Annotated in this window: 15 protein-coding genes; 9 read left to right on the top strand and 6 right to left on the bottom strand. The window is 57.5% G+C overall.

What is annotated here, in order from left to right; translation table 11 throughout:
• Positions 1-5: 5 nt before the first annotated feature.
• Complete coding sequence (locus tag ADAD_RS0108565; protein ID WP_010412569.1) at positions 6-2,708, top strand: conjugal transfer protein TraG N-terminal domain-containing protein; 2,703 nt, start codon at positions 6-8, stop codon at positions 2,706-2,708.
• Position 2,709: 1 nt separating this feature from the next.
• Here the strand turns inward: ADAD_RS0108565 and ADAD_RS0108560 are convergent, their stop codons facing one another.
• Positions 2,710-2,919: a hypothetical protein gene (locus tag ADAD_RS0108560; protein WP_010412566.1), complete on the bottom strand. Its 210-nt coding sequence runs from the start codon at positions 2,917-2,919 to the stop codon at positions 2,710-2,712.
• A gap of 123 nt (positions 2,920-3,042) precedes the next feature.
• On the opposite strand from ADAD_RS0108560, the gene ADAD_RS17210 reads away from it, so the two are divergent.
• The 4 genes from ADAD_RS17210 (at position 3,043) to ADAD_RS0108540 (ending at position 4,843) form a co-directional block, all read left to right on the top strand.
• Positions 3,043-3,582: a thermonuclease family protein gene (locus tag ADAD_RS17210; protein WP_011413817.1), complete on the top strand. Its 540-nt coding sequence runs from the start codon at positions 3,043-3,045 to the stop codon at positions 3,580-3,582.
• Positions 3,582-3,713, top strand: coding sequence for a hypothetical protein (locus ADAD_RS17305; protein ID WP_267878786.1), 132 nt, complete (start codon positions 3,582-3,584; stop codon positions 3,711-3,713). The genes ADAD_RS17210 and ADAD_RS17305 overlap by 1 nt, the downstream gene beginning before the upstream one ends.
• Positions 3,713-3,904: a DUF6961 family protein gene (locus ADAD_RS0108545; protein ID WP_010412557.1), complete on the top strand. Its 192-nt coding sequence runs from the start codon at positions 3,713-3,715 to the stop codon at positions 3,902-3,904. The genes ADAD_RS17305 and ADAD_RS0108545 overlap by 1 nt, the downstream gene beginning before the upstream one ends.
• A gap of 303 nt (positions 3,905-4,207) precedes the next feature.
• Positions 4,208-4,843 carry a S24 family peptidase gene (locus ADAD_RS0108540; protein ID WP_010412553.1) on the top strand — a complete coding sequence of 212 codons (636 nt, stop codon included), beginning with the start codon at positions 4,208-4,210 and terminating at the stop codon, positions 4,841-4,843.
• A 225-nt stretch (positions 4,844-5,068) separates the two neighbouring features.
• Here ADAD_RS0108540 and ADAD_RS16655 read toward each other — a convergent pair whose 3' ends face one another.
• Positions 5,069-5,281 (bottom strand): DUF3892 domain-containing protein, encoded by a 213-nt coding sequence (locus tag ADAD_RS16655; protein WP_081432280.1) that lies wholly within the window; start codon positions 5,279-5,281, stop codon positions 5,069-5,071.
• A 179-nt stretch (positions 5,282-5,460) separates the two neighbouring features.
• On the opposite strand from ADAD_RS16655, the gene ADAD_RS0108535 reads away from it, so the two are divergent.
• Entirely contained in the window at positions 5,461-7,170 is a 1,710-nt protein-coding gene (locus ADAD_RS0108535) for a restriction endonuclease (RefSeq protein WP_029140021.1), read from the top strand.
• A 320-nt stretch (positions 7,171-7,490) separates the two neighbouring features.
• Here ADAD_RS0108535 and ADAD_RS0108530 read toward each other — a convergent pair whose 3' ends face one another.
• From ADAD_RS0108530 to ADAD_RS0108520, 3 genes are read right to left on the bottom strand one after another with little or no spacing between them, the layout of a single operon-like run.
• A complete protein-coding gene (locus ADAD_RS0108530) occupies positions 7,491-9,428 on the bottom strand; it encodes an AAA family ATPase (RefSeq protein WP_010412543.1) in 1,938 nt (645 codons plus the stop codon).
• Entirely contained in the window at positions 9,425-9,928 is a 504-nt protein-coding gene (locus ADAD_RS0108525) for an ABC-three component system middle component 5 (RefSeq protein WP_010412541.1), read from the bottom strand. Before ADAD_RS0108525 ends, ADAD_RS0108530 begins: the two co-directional genes overlap by 4 nt.
• Complete coding sequence (locus tag ADAD_RS0108520) at positions 9,928-11,112, bottom strand: ABC-three component system protein (protein WP_010412539.1); 1,185 nt, start codon at positions 11,110-11,112, stop codon at positions 9,928-9,930. Before ADAD_RS0108520 ends, ADAD_RS0108525 begins: the two co-directional genes overlap by 1 nt.
• A gap of 241 nt (positions 11,113-11,353) precedes the next feature.
• Between ADAD_RS0108520 and ADAD_RS16380 the strand changes: the two genes are divergently transcribed.
• The 3 genes from ADAD_RS16380 (at position 11,354) to ADAD_RS0108505 (ending at position 14,361) form a co-directional block, all read left to right on the top strand.
• Positions 11,354-12,106 carry a restriction endonuclease gene (locus ADAD_RS16380; RefSeq protein WP_010412535.1) on the top strand — a complete coding sequence of 251 codons (753 nt, stop codon included), beginning with the start codon at positions 11,354-11,356 and terminating at the stop codon, positions 12,104-12,106.
• 420 nt (positions 12,107-12,526) lie between these two features.
• A complete protein-coding gene (locus tag ADAD_RS0108510) occupies positions 12,527-13,150 on the top strand; it encodes a helix-turn-helix domain-containing protein (protein ID WP_010412533.1) in 624 nt (207 codons plus the stop codon).
• Positions 13,147-14,361 (top strand): type II toxin-antitoxin system HipA family toxin, encoded by a 1,215-nt coding sequence (locus ADAD_RS0108505; RefSeq protein WP_010412513.1) that lies wholly within the window; start codon positions 13,147-13,149, stop codon positions 14,359-14,361. Before ADAD_RS0108510 ends, ADAD_RS0108505 begins: the two co-directional genes overlap by 4 nt.
• Positions 14,362-14,455: 94 nt before the next feature.
• Here ADAD_RS0108505 and mobF read toward each other — a convergent pair whose 3' ends face one another.
• Positions 14,456-17,368, bottom strand: coding sequence for a MobF family relaxase (mobF, locus tag ADAD_RS0108500; RefSeq protein ID WP_010412510.1), 2,913 nt, complete (start codon positions 17,366-17,368; stop codon positions 14,456-14,458).
• Between the last annotated feature and the right edge of the window lie 15 nt (positions 17,369-17,383).

Raw genomic sequence — 17,383 nt, 5'->3', positions numbered from 1 at the left:
ATACCATGGTCGAGATCTTCACTACCGGCGGCGGCGAGTACATCGTCAATGTCTTGAACGCCGTCGCCGCGTGGACCGGGGCCGGTGGCTACAAGAGCCTGATCCAGGTAGCGCTGGTCATGGGCATGGCGCTTGCGGTCATTGTCGTCGCGTTCAATCAGGACTGGCGCGCCTGGCTCAACTGGTTCCTTGGCGCGACGCTCATCTACATGTGCCTGATGGTGCCGCGCATGGATGTGCAGGTCACCGACCGCGTCAATCCGAGCCTTGCACCGGCAGCAGTGGCCAATGTCCCGCTGGGCCTAGCGCTCATGGCAAGCTTTACCAGCCAGGCGGGCGACTACCTTACCCGTTCCGCAGAGCTCGTCTTTGGCCTTCCCGACGATCTCAACTATTCGAAGAACGGCATGATTTACGGCGCGCGCCTGCTCGAAGCGACACGCTCGCTGCGCATTGCCGATCCCGAGTTTGCCGCCAATTTCGACGAGCATATCCGCCAATGCGTTTTCTACGACCTGCTCCTCGGCCGCTATTCGATGAAGGAATTGTCGGAGAGCAACGATATCTGGGCGACCATCGCGCCTGGCAGCGCCGCGCGTGCACAGCGCTTCGTCACCCGGCAGGCGGATGATAGCGTCACGGCCTCGATCATCACCTGCCGCGAAGCCTATACTGCGCTCTCCAACCAGTGGGCCGGGCTTATCGATGAGATGACACAGGTCGCCGGGCGCCAGCTCTACCCCCGGCAGACCGAAACGCTCGCGAAGGCCAAGCTCATCGCCGACCTGCCGATTGCCTATCAGTACCTCACTGGCGTCTCGAAGGATGCAAGCAGCATCTTCCGCCAGGTTCTGACCATTAACGCCATGAACCAGGCGATGCATGGCTTCGCCGGAGCAAGCGGCGCATCGAGCGTCGATGTGTTCGCTCAGACTCGCGCCGATATCCAGACCGAAAGGACCTATTCCTCGATCGCGCACAACGCGATGAAGTGGGTCCCGATCCTCAATGTCGTCCTGACGGTCGTATTCTACGCGCTCTTTCCGGTGCTCTTTCCGCTGTTCCTGATGCCCAAGACCGGACCGATCGCGCTCAGAGGATACGTCACGGGGTTCTTCTATCTCGCCGCCTGGGGACCGCTGTTCGTCATCCTGCACATGATCCTGATGCTCAAGGGCGCGAGCGATGTGGCGGCAGCGGGCGGCGCAGCCGGTCTCAGCCTAGCGACCTTCTCAGGCATGACCGACGTCAACAACGATATCGGTATCTTGGCCGGTTACCTCGTTGCATCGATCCCGTTCCTTGCCGGCGGGGTCGCCAGGGGCGCGCTCGCAATATCGGGACAGGCAACGAGCTACCTCAACCCGAGCCAGAACGCGGCAGAAGAGGCGGCGCGCGAAGCGAGCACCGGCAATGTTTCGCTCGGCAATACCAGCCTTGAGAACTCGAACGTGTTTTCGCGCCAGTTTGCGCAAGCCAGCCTCGCGCCCAACATTGGCTACGGCGCCGCGCAGACTCGAGCCACGGGCGAAAACGGCACCCAGACCACCGGCTTCCCTCAAGCCGAATTCGCCACCGTGCCGACCTCGAGCTATCCGTTCACCCCGACACTCGGGCGGGACTTCTCGAGCCGACTTGCGACCATGGCGAGCCAAAGCCGCGGCCAGAGCGAGACATTTTCGAACCTTGCCCAACAATCGACGAGTTCGGCTGTCACCCGCTTCAGCGAGCTGCGCGATGCCTACACCCGCTCGCGCTCGAACGAGAGCGTCAGTGGCACGTCAACGAGCGACAGCATCGGCAGCGCATTCAGCGAGGTCGACAACGCCTCGAAGACACTCCAGCAGCAATTCGGGCTCTCGCGCCGTGCCGCCGACGACATCACTGTATCCTGGTTCTTGAACGGCGATGCAGGGATCGGTGCGAAGAAGGAAGGTCGCATATTTACAGGTTCAGGTGGGATCAAAGGGGGACGCAACCAGAGTTGGACCGATAGCGATATCGGGATCGCTTCAGAAGACCGCTCACGCATTACAGGTGCGCTGCGCCAGCTCTCCGACAGCCGTAGTTGGTCTAGCACGCGGGAAGGTTTCTTGCGCGAGACGAGCTCTAGTTCGGAAGCACTGGTGTCCAGCAGCTCGGCAGGCATCACTACCTCGATCACAGAGGCGCAAAGCTATACGCGTGAAGCGCGCCGAGCCGAGGAGATCGCCAGCCGCCTCGAGAACCAGGCAAGCTGGTACGAAAGTGCCAATGCCGCAGGCACTCTCAACCTCAGCCAAGCTTATCGCGAATGGGGCATGGCAGAGATCGAGGCTAACCGGGACTACTACGGTCCCGTCCGCTTTGACGACATCGACTTCCAGATGAGCGCGCGCGGCCAGCAGCTCCAGGCGCGGTTCGTCGAAAGCTATGCGGACCAGCTAAATGCCGAGATCTCAGGTGACCTGGTCCTGCCGTCCTCTGCGCCCGTCGCTCGGCCCTCGGTGAGTAGTGCGGAAAGCGTCCGGGGATCGGTGCGGCTTGGAGGTGTGCCGGGAAGCCTGAGCACCCCATCCAGCGAACGAGAAAACATCGCCCGCGATGTCGATCGAGTCCAGCAACGGGGAGCACAGAGGATCGGTTCCGTAAAGGGCTACCTCGACGGAAAGACCCGCGATGCCAAAGGAGCCTCGGCCGAAGCCGCGGACGATGTGAAAGGATGGTAGCTCAAATCAGTCCGTCGTAGATGATCACATAGATTACGAAGCATGCGATGACGAAGGCGGTGAGATACAAAGCCTTCCTTTCCCAGGGATCAGCCCATGCTTTTTGGACTGAATACTTGGACAGACGATCCTCGGCGATGGCCCGGTCGACCTCCCGAAAGCCTTCCCAGTCCTGCTTGCTGCCATTGGGAGTGTTGTCTGGATCGCTCATCGCTCATTCTCCTTCTGGAGCAAGTCTGCACTCTCCCCTCTAGGCCGCCCCCTCGCGTTGCAGAGAAACTAGCCGAAAATCATCGGGAAAGCGAGCACGGTGTCTTGGCGTGAAGGTCCGGAAATGAAAGAAGGTGGCATGGCAGGAAGATCACCTGAGAATAATGTCTTCGATTTTCGCGCAGGAGTTTCCCGACAGAAGCAAGGCAAACTGCGCGGCCTGGCGCTGCTTGTTGCCGGAGGATTGCTCGTTGGAATTCTGGCCGGCGTCTTAGGCATCTACTGGCCTTTTGGCTCGGCAAGCGCCGAAGCGCGGACGACCCACAGCTTTGCCGTTTGCGGCATGGTCAGGCGCACCTGCGTTGTCGATGGTGACACTATCTGGCTTGAAGGCTTGAAGATCAGGATCGCGGATATCGACACTCCGGAAATCTCGCAGCCAAGATGCGATTACGAATACGATCTCGGCATAAAGGCACGTGACAGGTTGGTGGTTCTGCTCAATCAGGGAGAGTTCTCTGCAGTTCCAATCGGCAATCGAGATGAAGACCAATATGGTCGTAAGCTCCGGGTTTTGATCCGCGATGGCCGCTCGATCGGCGACCAGTTGGTCGCAGAAGGCCTCGCACGAACTTGGTCCGGACGCAGGGATCCGTGGTGCTGATGCGCGACTGGCCCGACAGCGATGATCCGTTGCCGAGCAACGAGCGGGAATGGGAATTGAAGCTCGAAGCATGGCTGCTGGGTATTCCGATTGTCCTCATGCTCATCGCAGGAATTAGGTCACTCTTCTGATGCTCACCCGTGATCAGGAGCTTTGGGGCATGGCGCTGTGGGTGGATAAACACCATGGCGACGCCGGAGGTGAATTCATTGCGTCGAAGATCGATCAGCTAAGCCAGGTCGGCGAGCCGGACGGGGCAAGACTTTGGCAAGATGTTGCCCGTCGCTATAAGCAACTTGTTGAGCGCAAGTCCCGTTCCTGATGGAACCGTTGGGATCTCCAGCCTCAACTGACTGCAGATAGGCTTCCAGTCGCTCCAGCGTTCGTCGACGCGGCCTTCGCCCTTGCCGGAGGTCGAGTACGAATCGAGGATCACCGACTGCGCGCCTACCGAAGCGTGTCGCCGAAATATGATTATCTTTCAAATGCTTTTCGATCCGTTCTAGCAAGGTCATGACCCTTTCGCTCCGACTCGCAAATCCCTTGTGTTCTTGGTATGTTCTTAGTAGGATCATATCCGCGAGTCTAGGAAAATTCCTACGATTGAGATTCGAAGGACAGGCGAATGGAACATGTGAGGGAGGAGCTCGACCGGCTGATCCTCAAGAGCGGATATGGCTACGCGTCGATATCGCGGCTGCTCGGCCGCAACCCTGCCTATGTGCAGCAATTCATCAAGCGCGGGTCTCCGAGAAAGCTCGATGACGAAGACCGAAAGACGCTCGCCTGCTTCTTCGGTGTCGACGAGCAAGTGCTCGGTGGTCCGGCAAACCCGGTCACCGATGGCATGGTCGAGATCCCCGTACTCGATGTGGAGGCATCCGCCGGCTTTGGCGCGGTAGCTGCTAGTGAGACTGCACACACCCGGTTTGGGTTCGATGAGCGGTGGCTGCGGCACCTGACTTCGGCCAAGAGCGCCAGCCTGTCGATCGTTGGGGTAAAGGGTGACTCGATGGAGCCCACTCTCAGCGATGGTGACGAGGTCCTGGTCGATGCATCAGATCATGGATCGCGATTGCGTGATGGGATTTATGTCCTTCGCTCTGATGATGCCCTCGTCGTGAAGCGTATCGCGATCAAACCAGGTGGTCGGCAGATCACAATTGCCAGCGACAATCCAGCCTACCCAACTTGGTACGACATGGACCGGTCTGAAGTACATGTGGTTGGCCGCGTCATCTGGTTTGGCCGCGCCTTGTAGCGGGAGATTCCGCGCATGGATCGCGGCAGTGGTCCACACAAACAATCGCACACTTGCACAGCAGGAAGCCGCCTAACGTTCTACCCGCGCGATCAGTGCGCCAGAGGGTGCGAGGCATTTACATAGACGAGAGTATGGGTGAGCTAGTTACGCACGCCCCATCGTCAGGAGCACGCATCGGATTGAGCGGGCTGGCCGCAGGGTAGAACACACACCAAGCAACGATCACCTATCCCGATTTACGTTATCCTTTTTCGAGTTGTCCGGGTTGTCACGCACATACTCGCGGCCGTTGATCTTTATCACGTGCGCACCGGGATGGTCGCCGCGTTTGACCTCCGCTACAGCGTTGCGCCGTGGAACGTTCTTTCGGTTTCCGATGTCATAGTGCTCGTTGCGACCGCCGGGACCGTCATTCTTACCTTTGATTTTTGTCATCCGCTTTACCTCTCTCAGAATTCCAATATTGAATCAGTAGCGCGGACCAAAGGTCAATACCGTGTCGAACGATGAGAATTTCTCAAGTGGGCGCAACATGGACATTAAATTCTGAATGGCGTGATCTGAAAAGCAGGTTTGACCGCGCTAGCGAATACCAGTTGATTGAAGGGGGCATCATGGCAGGTATAACAGTCGAAAGCCGATATCTCAGCGACATTTCGGTGGGTGATCTCAACGTCAAATGGAGCGCGCGCGGCGATCGTATCCTCCGCTACTACATCGACTTTCGCCATCGAACCTTGAATCTTCACCGCGAGCTTGGGGCCCCGGACTTGTCCATTCTGCAGGAGAAAGCGAATGCGCTTCTGGCATCATGGGACGAGAAGACCGACAAGCACAACGTGAAAACGATGTTCGCTGACGGCAAAGCCGAAGCGGAACGCCTCACGGTGCAGGCTGAACTCGAACGTGACCAGCTCTCGAATATCTTGTCGCACACGCTCGGGATCGACGACACGGTAGATTGGGACGAACTTCGCAGGAATGATGCCTTCGGGCGTTCCGACAAATTCGACAGAGCGCGTCCGCAACTGGAACGTGAAAATGCGCCGGCTTACGAGGAGCCGAAGATCACCTTCTGGGACACATTGTTCGGCAAGAAGGCGAGCCTCATTCAGCAAGCTGAGGAGACACACGCTGTTCGAATGGAGGAATGGCAACGACGCGAAGCGGCGCGGAAGGATGCGCACGATAAGTCAATTGTCGCCTACGAGATGGAAAGGTCCGCATTCCTGGCCAAACATGCTGAGGACAAGGCGGCGCATGATAAAGAGGTTGCAGAACATAACCGGGCGATTGAAGAGCTGATTGGATCCCTGCGAGAGGGACACGAAGAGGCGGTGATGGAACACGCTTCTCTCGTTCTGGAGGCCTCGAACTATCACGGCCTCATCGAGAAGGAATTCGTCCTCGATTATCGATCCCAAGACAAGACTTTGCTGGTCGAGTACGAAATGCCGAACCCCGACGATCTCCCGACCGTGAAGTCCGTCCGGTTCGTCCGAGCAACCGGCGAGCTAAAAGAAACCCCGCTGGCCGCCAGAGCTAAGAAGGATCTTTTCGAAGACACGATCTACCAGATTGCCTTGCGGAGCATTCACGAGGTTCTCGAAGCAGATGATTTCCAAAACATCGAGAACGTCGCGTTCAATGGCTTCGTCACCGCCATTAACCCCGCCAACGGACTCTCGAACCGCAACTGCATCCTCTCCGTTTTGTGCTCGCGAGCAGAGTTCGAAAAGATTGATCTTGCCCGTGTCGAGCCCAAGGCCTGCTTCAAGGCGCTGAGCGGCGTTTCCGCTGCTTCCTTGGCGGCGCTGGCACCTATCCCACCAATTATCACGATCGACAAAAGCGACCGCCGCTTCGTCGATGGCCGCGAGATTGCCGATACGCTCGATGCTTCGGTCAACTTGGCAGCGATGGACTGGGAAGACTTCGAACACCTGATCCGCGAGTTGTTCGAGAAGGAATTCAATTCGCGAGGGGGGGAGGTCAAGGTCACTCAGTCGAGCCGGGATGAGGGTGTCGATGCGATCGCATTCGACCCCGACCCAATCAGTGGCGGCAAGATTGTTATCCAGGCCAAGCGGTACACTCGGACTGTCGGCGTTGCGGCGGTCCGCGACTTATATGGCACCGTAATGAATGAAGGAGCCACCAAGGGAATTCTAGTGACAACATCGGATTTCGGTCCTGATGCACATAAGTTCGCGACCGCGAAGCCGCTTTCTCTTCTGAACGGAGCGAACCTATTGCACCTGCTCCGCAAGCATTCCTATGACGCGCGGATCGATTTGGCAGAGGCGAGAGAGGCTTTGGGTTGAAAAAGTTTCAAGACCGCTGGCGTCTGTGCTCAGAATGGCTCAATCGCCGTGCCGGAATGGGGCCGAAAAGCGAACGTCAGCTTTTCAGAATCCAGCGGTCAACAGCGGACGCTCCGAGAACGGCGAGAATTGGGGTAGCAAGGGCAAGGAGGCTCCGCACGAGGCTCCAAGGCGAAAGCCTATGGATTCGTTTGGATGCCTTGCCCGCGCGAGGGGCGACGGCCCTTAGGAAATCCGGTTAGCGATCGTCGCCCGAATGGGTCGAGACTGTAGGCGAGGTGCGGCGAACATGCATAGAGCGCGGGCCCACAGGCAACGGGCTACTCTAGACCCTCGAGAGACCGATTGGACTTCGTGTAGTGCGGGCCAATCACATAGTTATCGAGTTCGAGGTCCGGATTCATCATGGATGTCGTGTAGATGACCTGAAACGGAATGCTAAGCTCCGTGACCATCTCGACCAAGATACGTTGGAAGTTGTGGCTGCGTTCAGTCTGCATTCCCTTGTCTTCAATGTTGTCGAACAGGGCAAACCTGGGGTGGAAAAATTTCTGGTCTTCTCCCGCCGCGAGGAGAAGGCTCAAAATGCACGCATTCTTCAAGATCACATTGCTGCTTTCAGCAAAATTGAGATCCCCGTCGACAGACATTGCATCGTCGGAGAAATTCACGCTGACATCCTGAGCGGTCATGAATTCCGGCTGATCCATGTTGTCTGCGCGAAGCACAGAGGCGGCAATTCGGGAAACGCGTGACAGCGCAACTGATCTGCGTTTTGCGGCACTGAGTTCGAGGGCCTCTTGCCGAGACTTCAGCTTGTCCAGTTCTGCTTGAGCGTCAGCCTTCGCTTCCGAAAGCTCTTTCACGCGCGATGCGGTCACAAGCGACTTTTCGAGATAGTCGATTTCACGAGCAATTTGCCCAATGCGCAAGTTTTGCTCAGCCAGGAAGGCCTCTCGCGGTGACGAGCCATTGTCGTAGCCAGCAGCAAACTCTGCGATCAGTCTCGAATGTTCCGCACGGGCTTTCCTAAGTTTTGCTTTTTCCGCAGAAAGCCGCATTTCCTTTTGCGAATTGAGCTGGCGCGCCTCCCGTTGCTGCATCTCAAAATCGACGCGGATTGCATTGTAACGGGAGCGTTTGTCTTCGGGGTCAATCTCGGAATTGCAGACGTGGCAGGTATGCCCATCAACAGTCGGCGCAAGGTCGGTCAAGCAAGCTGGGCAGTGCGTGAAGTCGATGTCCCCAATCGCAAGCTGCGAGCTCTCAGCCAAGCCGACCTTCTCGATCATCTCTGAGAGAAAATCGAGATATTCCTCCAGATCACCCAGTTGGTAGCCGAGTTGCGACACTTCGCGCTCGAGCGCGCCAATCTGCTTAGCGCTTTTCGAAATTCGGTCGCGCATGCTTCGGCTTTTCGCCAAGAATTCTTTGACTTCATCGCCGTCAATCAGATCATCAACCTGCGAAATCCGTTGAAGCGCAGCTTCTCTCTCTGCCTCACGCTCTCGTATCTCCATTTCCAAAGTAGCGGGTTTGTTCAGAGTTTCATCAGATGGGAGGATCGAGAGTAGCGCCGAAAGCTGCCGACTCACCTCGTCATAGTGCCGCTCCAGTTCACGAATTTCGAGACTGATTTCGTAGCCCTCGTAGTCATTCACACCGCATAGCAGATCGCCAACGGCGCTTCGCATGGTCTTCGTGTCCCACGTGGATTCAAAGCGGAACAATCTGCCGGGGGGTGTATGCTGATCAGAGTATAAGAGGCGCAAAATCTGGTGCATTGTGATGTTTGATGCGCCTTCGCTCTTTGCCTCTGGGATCAACATGGACCTGAAGAGGAGTTGCGAAAAGCTTTCATGGTCCCCTTGTCGATGGACGGGGAATCGCTCCCAGCCGTCCGATCCAGCTTCAACACCCTCTTTGAGCGTGCCGAAGAAAACGCGGATCGGAGAGGTCTTGGAATCTGTGTTTCGCTTGAGCGCTAATCGCCCTTGGCTGGTGAGTATCTCAGCCTGAATCTCGTCACATTGCGCGGGGACCTTCTTCCAGTTGTCGAACTCGCCTCCGAGTACAAAGAAGGCAAAGTCTGCGATCGACGACTTGCCTGACCCATTGTCTCCACGAATGATGTTCACGCCCTCGTGAAACGCTTGATCGTAAACCGGGCGGCCGGATTTCAACACGCGAAGGCGGCGTAGCTGAAGTGTTGGAACGCGCGACGCGATCTCGTCTTTTTCCTGTTCGATCTCGCTCATGCAGCCAGCCTCCTCAGACCTGTCCGCTTCCTGAGCTCTTCAATATTGTCTTCACCGATTGCCAAGATATCAGAGACGATAAACTGCGCGAGCTTGAGTTCAGCAACCGAATGTTTGAGGCGCGTGTCCAGAAGACTGCGAGCATCGTCCGTCAAGCTCAATGCGCGTTTCTCGTAGAGGCGAAGATCGATCAGATTCTTTCCTACCATCGCGCGAATTGCGCGTCGCTGCACCGGCTCCATCTTATGAAAGAGGAGCGGCGCAGCCGGATAACTTAGGAAACTCTTTTCGGGTCGCGCAATGCCTAGCTCTCTGAAGTTGGACCTCACCTGCATGGGCATTGTAACGGAGTGCAGTAACGGCGGACTTGAGAGGAACAAATCTGCCATCTGGGCGCGTTCCATCGAGAGCCCTTCGTCATCGGCAAATGAAAGTATGGCCACCATCCGGCGTATGCAATCGAACGCGTCAAGCTGAGGATACCAGATACGATGCGCCATTACTCAGCATCCCAGCGAATTCGGCACTGCTCGGTAAGAAAGTACAGAGCCTGAAGGACCGTGATTCCCGTGACCGAAGAGTCCTCGGCATACTTCGCGCAAATCGGGTCGATCACGTCAGATTGCAGCGCGACCTGCACCTGATCGTCGGAAGCCCCCTTGCAGATATGCTTCAGATAGATGTTGGTGATGAATCTTTGCTCGACGTCGCTGAGCAGCAGGTCGTGGTCACGACGAGCACTCCCTGAGAGACCTTGGCGATAAAAGCTTTGAGCGAACTGATTTTGGTAGTCATTCGCGATCGAGTATTCGTCTTCTCGGTTCGCATCGATCATCTTGTCGAGCAATGATCTACGATCATTCTCCGAAGCAACGCTGAAATCTGGTGTCTCAAATGATTGGGTTTGAGCGGCAAATTCAGCTTCGGCCTTCTCCACAACCTGCCCGACATGTCTTGCGACACCAAGATACACCTGGTCGTCGCGATCGTCTGGTTTGCATATGGTGATATGATCCTTGTCGACTCCGATAGGGACACAGTTTCCAACACCAGGATCGGGCGAGCTGCGGTTGACAACCAAAAGACCGAAAACAGGAATGGTCTCGTAGTAGGTGACGGTTTTGAGCTCGGTACTCGCGTCACAAAGGTCGCGGTAGGCTTGTTTGAGATCGTTCAACACACCCATGCTGTTGGCAAGGAGTTCAATCTTGTTGGAGATCAATCGAGGAAGCACCTTTTTGCCCAAGGTGGCGAGCGATGCTCCTTCGTGGGGTGTAGCGATAAAGACAACCAGCTTAGTGGACTCAGCAATAGTCTTGTGCCCGGAATCGCTAGAATCCCGCGCCTTCCTCAATACGGACTTAGTGAGAAGGCCACCCAGGCTGTGCGCCACGAAGATCAGCGGCCGATCTCCAAAGCCTTTCGACGTTAGATAGTCCAAAACGCTCGCGGCCCGCTCGAACAAGTCCTGCTCCGTTTTTGCAAACTTGCTGGCCGGGTAGCCTAGGCTGTAAACGCCGAGACGCGGGAATAGTTCGTTGAGCCAAGATGGCCAAAGCTCATCCGACTTGCCGCATTGCCAAGTTTCAGAAGCGTCCCCGCTGAGCCCGTGAACGAAAATCGCATTTGCGACTGCGTCCTCCGCGTGCGAGATCGTCTTCAAATAACTACTTTGGTCACTCATCCACCCCCCATGGCGCCGAATTATCAGCAGCCGCTATATGCCAATTCTAGCGCGGACGGAATCAAAGCACAGAAATTCTCTCTTGAGAATATTGGATTTGACTTCATTTGAAAGTCGTCTCTCAGGCGATTTTATTTTGGGAAGGAATGTGCGGCATTAGGGCGAAATCCGAAGAACGTAAATCGATGCTTGCTGTGGTCGAGTGCTTCTATGAAGCAGAACGTGAGGTTAAGACGGCGCAATGATTACAGAGAGCATTCCCGAAAACTGGCGCGATCTCCAAGCATGCGTAGCTGAGATCCTCAGCCAGTGTGGTTTCAATGTGGACTTGGAGCGAGTCATTGAGCTCGGGCGAGGCAGGGCGGAAATCGACGTATATGCCGAGGAAACGCATCGCGACCGGCTCAACCGGATCATATGCGAATGCAAATATTGGAAAGCAGCGGTACCTCAGCAAATCGTGCATGCGTTTCGGACCGTCACTAGCGATGTCGGAGCCAATGCGGGCTACATTATCGCGCTAAGCGGCTTTCAGTCCGGCGCTCATGAGGCGGTCCAGCGCACTAATTTGCGCCTTGTGACATGGCAGGAATTCCAAGACGAGTTTGAGACAACCTGGCTCGATACGTTCTTCGCACCGACAATTACGACTGAGCTCGATGCCCTCATGACTTACACTGAACCATTCGCTCCAGCATGGTTCGACAAGCTTACTGAGACTGAACGCGAGGCATATGTAGCGCTCGCCCAAGAGCACGTACCACTTGGTGTGCTAGCAATGCGCCTCTCCATATATCACCAAAAACTCAGTCCGGGCGATTTTCCGTTGCTACCAATCCGTGGAAGCAAGCTCGAGACAGAGATACCGAATCTACCCGACAGTCTCTTGGATGCGAAAGGCTACGCCGAGTTGTCTTCGGATCTGCTCAAGCTCGGAACCGCTGCTATCAGTAAATTCAGAGCATACCGCGACCTCGCATTGGAAAGATCCTAGCGAGTGCACGCGAATTTCGGGTGAAGTGGCGTTAGGATTGGCGCGAGACGTTTCTGAAATACAGAGAAACAGGTTCGCGGCTACATTCAGCGCATGTCTTGCCGAACTTCAGCTTTTGGGAGCTGCTCAAGGTCGACTTAATGTCCGAAATGAGGGCGCATTTCCGCCGATGGCTTGCCTGACTGATCGGCAGATCTCTGGACGAGAGCTCCGTCATCGAAAGACCGATGAAAAGGCTGGAAAAAGTTCTGCGAAGTGACGACTGCTCGCGCTTTGTCGCCGTCAATCTCCGCCCATAATATGCGATGACATATGAGGATTCAGAAATTTATGCCTCTACATATTTCTGTTGCCCCTCTCACAAATAAGAGTATATGCTAAAACATATATACGTCGATCAACATATGCAGAAACATATTTATGAGCACGGCAATCGAAGACATCGCCGCAAGCATCAAAGTGGCTCGGATAGCAAAAGGCTTTACCCAGAAACAGCTGGGTGAGCGGGTGGGCTTGCCTCAAAGCCACATCTCCAAAATCGAAGGCGGGAATGTAGACCTACAGATTTCCAGCCTTGTCGAAATAGCGCGCGCGCTCGACCTCGAACTGAAGCTAGTGCCTCGAAGGACCGTACCGGCGATCGAAGGCGTTGTTCGCTCACAGCGCGAAAGAAGCGAGGCCAGTCGAACGCTCGCAACGATTGCCGAAACCAACCGGTTCGCTGAGCGACTACGGCAGAGCTATCCGAGCGTCACCGAGGTGAATGAGTTTCAAAGCGCCCTGAAAGATATCCAGACCATTAATTTCACTCCCGAAACGCTCAAAGCCATCCAGCAGGCTTTGCAGCCCGTCGCTCATCTGAAAAAGCATCTTCAGGACCTCGGCTGGGCGCTTGAGCAAAAAGAAGGAACGAAGAAACTCGCCCAGCAGATCGCGGCATCCACACGTGCCCTACGGCACGTCAGAAACCTGCAGGTTCACTCAATCGATCGAGATAGTGCCCACAGACTGCCTGCTTACCGGCTTGAGGACGACGCCACATGATCAACGCAGCGGCTCTCGATATCTTTCTGGGTGAGACGCGCGTTGGAACCATCGCACGGCTCGATGGAGATGCGAGCATCTTCACATTCGACGAAGTCTACCTTGCCGACCAGAATCGGCCAACGCTGTCGCTCGCCTACAAGGACGCGAATGGCGAGATCATTGATGAGACACGCAGCTATCGAACGAAGATCGAGCCGTTCTTCTCCAACCTCCTTCCCGAAGGAACGCTTCGCGACTACCTGGCTCGCCGCGCGGGCGTGAAAGCCGTGCGCGAGTACAAGCTTCTCGCACAGCTCGGGCACGATCTTCCCGGCGCAGTGCGCGCCGTCGCCGTCGATGCCGAGGAAACGGAGGCCGACGAGCTAGATGAAGAAGCCGCGGAGAAGCAGGCAGAGCGCGCGCTGCGCTTCTCGCTTGCCGGCGTGCAACTCAAATTCTCGGCGGTCAAAGCCCAGGGCAAGAATGGCGGACTGACGATCCCGGTCACAGGCAGCGGCGGCGACTGGATCGTCAAGCTGCCCTCTGCGAGACATCCGGACGTGCCCGAGGCTGAATTCGCAGCGATGAAACTGGCGGCAAAGATCGGGATCGACGTACCTGAAATCGACCTTTTGTCCCTCGATCAGATCGATGGCATACCCGAAGGTATCACCCGTTACGGAGAGTCCGCTTTTGCCATCCGGCGCTTTGACCGGGGGGAAGAAGGACCAGTGCACACCGAAGACTTCGCCCAAGTGTTCGGTGTCTTTGCAGACGATAAATACGAGAATGCGAGCTACCGCCAGATCCTCAATGTGCTGGCGATCGAGACCGATGAGCAAAGCGTGGTCGAATTCGTCCGCCGGCTCACCTACTCGGTGCTGATCGGTAATGGCGACATGCACCTCAAGAACTGGTCGTTGATTTATCCGGACCGGCGCAACGCGCTGCTGGCACCTGCCTATGACTTGCTTTCGACGCTCGCCTATATCCCAGGCGACGATGCTGCGCTCAAATTTGATGGCTCGCGCGAGTGGGCGTCCTACACCTATGATGTACTCGAGGCGATCGCCGACAAGGCAAGGCTGCCTGCAAGGCTGATCACCGCGACAGCGAAGGATGTCGTTGCACGGTTCGATGACGCCTGGAGCAGCGAAAGCGGACACCTGCCCTTCCCCGACGATGTGCGAAGCGCGATTGAGAGGCATCGCAAGACTCTTGCGATCTGAGAGTAGTTCCGAAATCCGGCCGTTCGCGCGCGGGCACGACCCTAAAGTACTGCCGGACCCAACGCGTCTGAAATTTGCTGCGCAAGGCGGCCTTTCAAATCCCGAAATCCAGTGTCTTGCTCTTGCTTCGGGCGATTTCCTTTTCGGCCTTGTTGGCCTCTTCCGGTTTCAGCTGATCAAGTTCGCCGTTTTTCTTTTCTGTCGGGGCCACCTGTGCGGTGACCTCGAGGGCCGAGGCCTTCTCTCCTTTGTTGCGTGCCACGGCTGCTCCGAGCCTGTCCGAACTATCGACGACCAGTGTCAGGTGATCGCGCAGCCTCGTGATCGTCACCAGGAACGTCTTCTGGTTCGACAGGTTGCGCTCGCGGCTGTCCATGACGGCTATGCCGCGATCGGATGTCAGACCCTGCGCCATGTGGGCGTTGAGCGCATAGGCAAGATCGATCCGCTTCAGCATCGGATCGTCCTTTTTGAGCTCGACCTGGTCTCCCTTGGAAGTTTCGAAAGTGACCTTCCCGCCGACAACGGCAACCACCCTGGCCTGGTCGGCATTGAACAGGCCGCGGCGATGATCGTTGCGGGTCCATCGGATCCGGTCGCCTTCATGGATCTCGAGCTTCCTCGGCTCATGCAAAGTCAGATTCTGGTCGCCCTTCCCTGCCCTGATCCGTGCCGGGTCGAACCGGAACCGCTTGCCGCGCTTGTCCGCAACTTCGACCTGCCTGCCCTTCCGGTCCTGTCCCAGGACACGATACTCGCCCGCTGACAGTCCCAGGGCCTGTTGCTTTCTCGAGACCTCGAGCACCCGGCCAGGCTGGTAGGCTGACAGATGTCGCAGTTCTTCGCGGGTCGTGTTGACGCGATCCAGCACTCCAAGCTCGGCCTTGCCCGGTCCGATCTCGCCATTGGCGAGAAGTCCCTGCTGGACGGCAGCATTGACCGCAGAGCGGATGGCGCGGCCCGAAGCGTAGATCGAGGTGCGCGAGCGGGTGTCCTTGTCGAGCGCCAACCAGGTGTTAGCCGCGACCAGCGCGCCATCGCCCCTGGCCTCGAGTGTGTGCGGCTGCAGGTGACGCAGCGCCGTGCGCACATCGCCCGCCTGCGCTGCCGCCTGCGCCTCGCGAACGACAGGGTCGCGCGCGCGCAGGTTGGTCGCCATTTCAGCGCGCGCCATGCCTGTCCGCTGCAGGAGCGCGAAGGGTTTGCCCGCATCGACTGCGCCGAGCTGCTTGCGGTCCCCCATCAGGACCAGGCGGTGAACGTCAGCCAGATTGGCGAGACGGACGAGCTTTTCCTTGTCCTCGTTTGAGACCATCGATGCTTCGTCGAGCACCAGCACATGGTCTTTCAGTGCCGCCTTTGCCTCCGCGCGAAGCGCCGCGTTGCCGGGATCGTCGAGCAGCTTTTTCCAGCCACCAAGAAAGCGGGCCAGCGTCTGCGAGCCGATACCGGTGTCGCGTTCGAGCATCTGGACGAGAGTGTTTTGGATTGCGAGGCCAATGACCGAGTGGCCCTCGTCGCGCAGCACCTCAGCGACTGGCTTCAGAACACTGCTCTTGCCGGCACCGGCAATTCCCTGGACCGCGATCGTTCGATCCTCGGACGTCAGGATCAGCTTCGCCGCCCCGAGCTGACCCTCGTTGAGACGGAACCCCTGCCCTGTCATTGCAGCGGCCTGGACACGATCAGTCGCGCTTTCCGGCTCAACTGCAGATGAGCTCGCACCCTTGCCGGCGGCAACCTCGGACACGATCCGCTGCTCGGTCAGCACCTCGTCACGCGAGGCGAGCCAGTCCTTGTGCTCTCCCATCCCTGCTATGAGATCGCCAGAGCGCACCAAGGCGCGGGTCCGTTTCTCGATATCAGCAATCGTCGCTGGCAACCCGAAATCGAGCGCAGCCTTGTAGAGCGCGGTGCGCTCGAAGGCAGCCTCGCGCTGCGAAAGATGACGCACCGCCGAAGCGACGGCCTGTGCCGCTGCGATCGTTTCACGGTCCTGTCTGAGGACCGACTTGGGCACAAGCGGATCAGCCGGATCGCCCCTGACATGCGCGACGAAGCGTCCCAGCCATGCGCGCCCGCGCTCGACAAGCGAGCCGAACCTGCCAGTTTCGATCGACTGTTTCAGTGAGCGGGTCTGCGCCCGCTCGACCAAGGGCGCGAGGTCCAGCCCGATCGATTTCGCGGTGTCGCTCCATTGCATGCCGAGGGCCTCGCGGTCCTCGATCCCGTCCTTGCTCGCGCGCGTATCGAGCGCGGCAATGCGGCCCGCTTCAAGACCAGAACCGCGCCGTGCATCGAGCACTTCCTGGCGGCGGCTCGAGAACGCCATGACCTGTTCGCGGGTGATACCGCGCGCTTCGAAATTGCCGTGCTTGAGGGTCGGTCCCGGCTCATAGCCAAGCTTCTCGACCGCGACGCGAAAGCGCGCCATTGCGATAGAATTGAGCGTGGTGTTGAGCTGCCAGAGCCGATCATTCTTGAGCGTTCGCCACTTGCCGTCCTTCCCTTGCGTGACATTGGCGATGACCGCATGGAAATGGAGGTTCGGCTCCTGGTTACGGTTGGTGTCGTGCTGGAACAGGCCGATCGCGAGGTTCCCGGTGGCCTGTGTGACGGTTTTGCCTTTCTCGACCATCCGGGTCTCGGCCGCATTCTTCTCAGCCCAGTGCAGCGCTTCGAGGACGGCTTCGCGGTAGGCGGCAATGATCCGCTCATCCTTCCCGACGAGCGCCAGCAGCGACCAGCTCTTGGGAACGGAGAAAGTGAGGTCTGTACCCGGGCGGTGTGCCTGCCCGGGATTGCCGACGCTGCTGCCGTCGGGCAGCTCGCCTCTCAGCAACGCGTCGAACGTTTGGGCCTCGACCTTGCCATTGAGACCAAGGCGCTTTGCACCCTCGCCCACCCACTGCCCCGAACGGTCGGCATCGGCGCTCGCGTAGTAATTGTCCGAGGCGAAGTAGCTCGCCGCGGCCGAAGGCGAGCGGACATTGGCGACGGAAAGCATGTGCTGGGATCACTT

Source organism: Citromicrobium sp. JLT1363 (assembly GCF_000186705.1).
GTDB lineage: Bacteria > Pseudomonadota > Alphaproteobacteria > Sphingomonadales > Sphingomonadaceae > Alteriqipengyuania.
Note: the sequence above shows the minus strand (reverse complement) of the source record. Positions and strands in the feature narration are given on the sequence as shown.

Bases quoted from the DNA above. Each gene is read 5' to 3' on its own strand.
- ADAD_RS0108540 (WP_010412553.1), top strand. From the start codon at position 4,208: ATGGAACATGTGAGGGAGGAGCTCGACCGGCTGATCCTCAAGAGCGGA.
- ADAD_RS0108560 (WP_010412566.1), bottom strand. From the start codon at position 2,919: ATGAGCGATCCAGACAACACTCCCAATGGCAGCAAGCAGGACTGGGAA.
- ADAD_RS16655 (WP_081432280.1), bottom strand. From the start codon at position 5,281: ATGACAAAAATCAAAGGTAAGAATGACGGTCCCGGCGGTCGCAACGAG.
- ADAD_RS0108530 (WP_010412543.1), bottom strand. From the start codon at position 9,428: ATGAGCGAGATCGAACAGGAAAAAGACGAGATCGCGTCGCGCGTTCCA.
- ADAD_RS0108545 (WP_010412557.1), top strand. From the start codon at position 3,713: ATGCTCACCCGTGATCAGGAGCTTTGGGGCATGGCGCTGTGGGTGGAT.
- ADAD_RS0108535 (WP_029140021.1), top strand. From the start codon at position 5,461: ATGGCAGGTATAACAGTCGAAAGCCGATATCTCAGCGACATTTCGGTG.
- ADAD_RS17305 (WP_267878786.1), top strand. From the start codon at position 3,582: ATGCGCGACTGGCCCGACAGCGATGATCCGTTGCCGAGCAACGAGCGG.
- ADAD_RS16380 (WP_010412535.1), top strand. From the start codon at position 11,354: ATGATTACAGAGAGCATTCCCGAAAACTGGCGCGATCTCCAAGCATGC.
- ADAD_RS0108520 (WP_010412539.1), bottom strand. From the start codon at position 11,112: ATGAGTGACCAAAGTAGTTATTTGAAGACGATCTCGCACGCGGAGGAC.
- mobF (WP_010412510.1), bottom strand. From the start codon at position 17,368: ATGCTTTCCGTCGCCAATGTCCGCTCGCCTTCGGCCGCGGCGAGCTAC.
- ADAD_RS0108565 (WP_010412569.1), top strand. From the start codon at position 6: ATGGTCGAGATCTTCACTACCGGCGGCGGCGAGTACATCGTCAATGTC.
- ADAD_RS0108525 (WP_010412541.1), bottom strand. From the start codon at position 9,928: ATGGCGCATCGTATCTGGTATCCTCAGCTTGACGCGTTCGATTGCATA.
- ADAD_RS17210 (WP_011413817.1), top strand. From the start codon at position 3,043: ATGAAAGAAGGTGGCATGGCAGGAAGATCACCTGAGAATAATGTCTTC.
- ADAD_RS0108510 (WP_010412533.1), top strand. From the start codon at position 12,527: ATGAGCACGGCAATCGAAGACATCGCCGCAAGCATCAAAGTGGCTCGG.
- ADAD_RS0108505 (WP_010412513.1), top strand. From the start codon at position 13,147: ATGATCAACGCAGCGGCTCTCGATATCTTTCTGGGTGAGACGCGCGTT.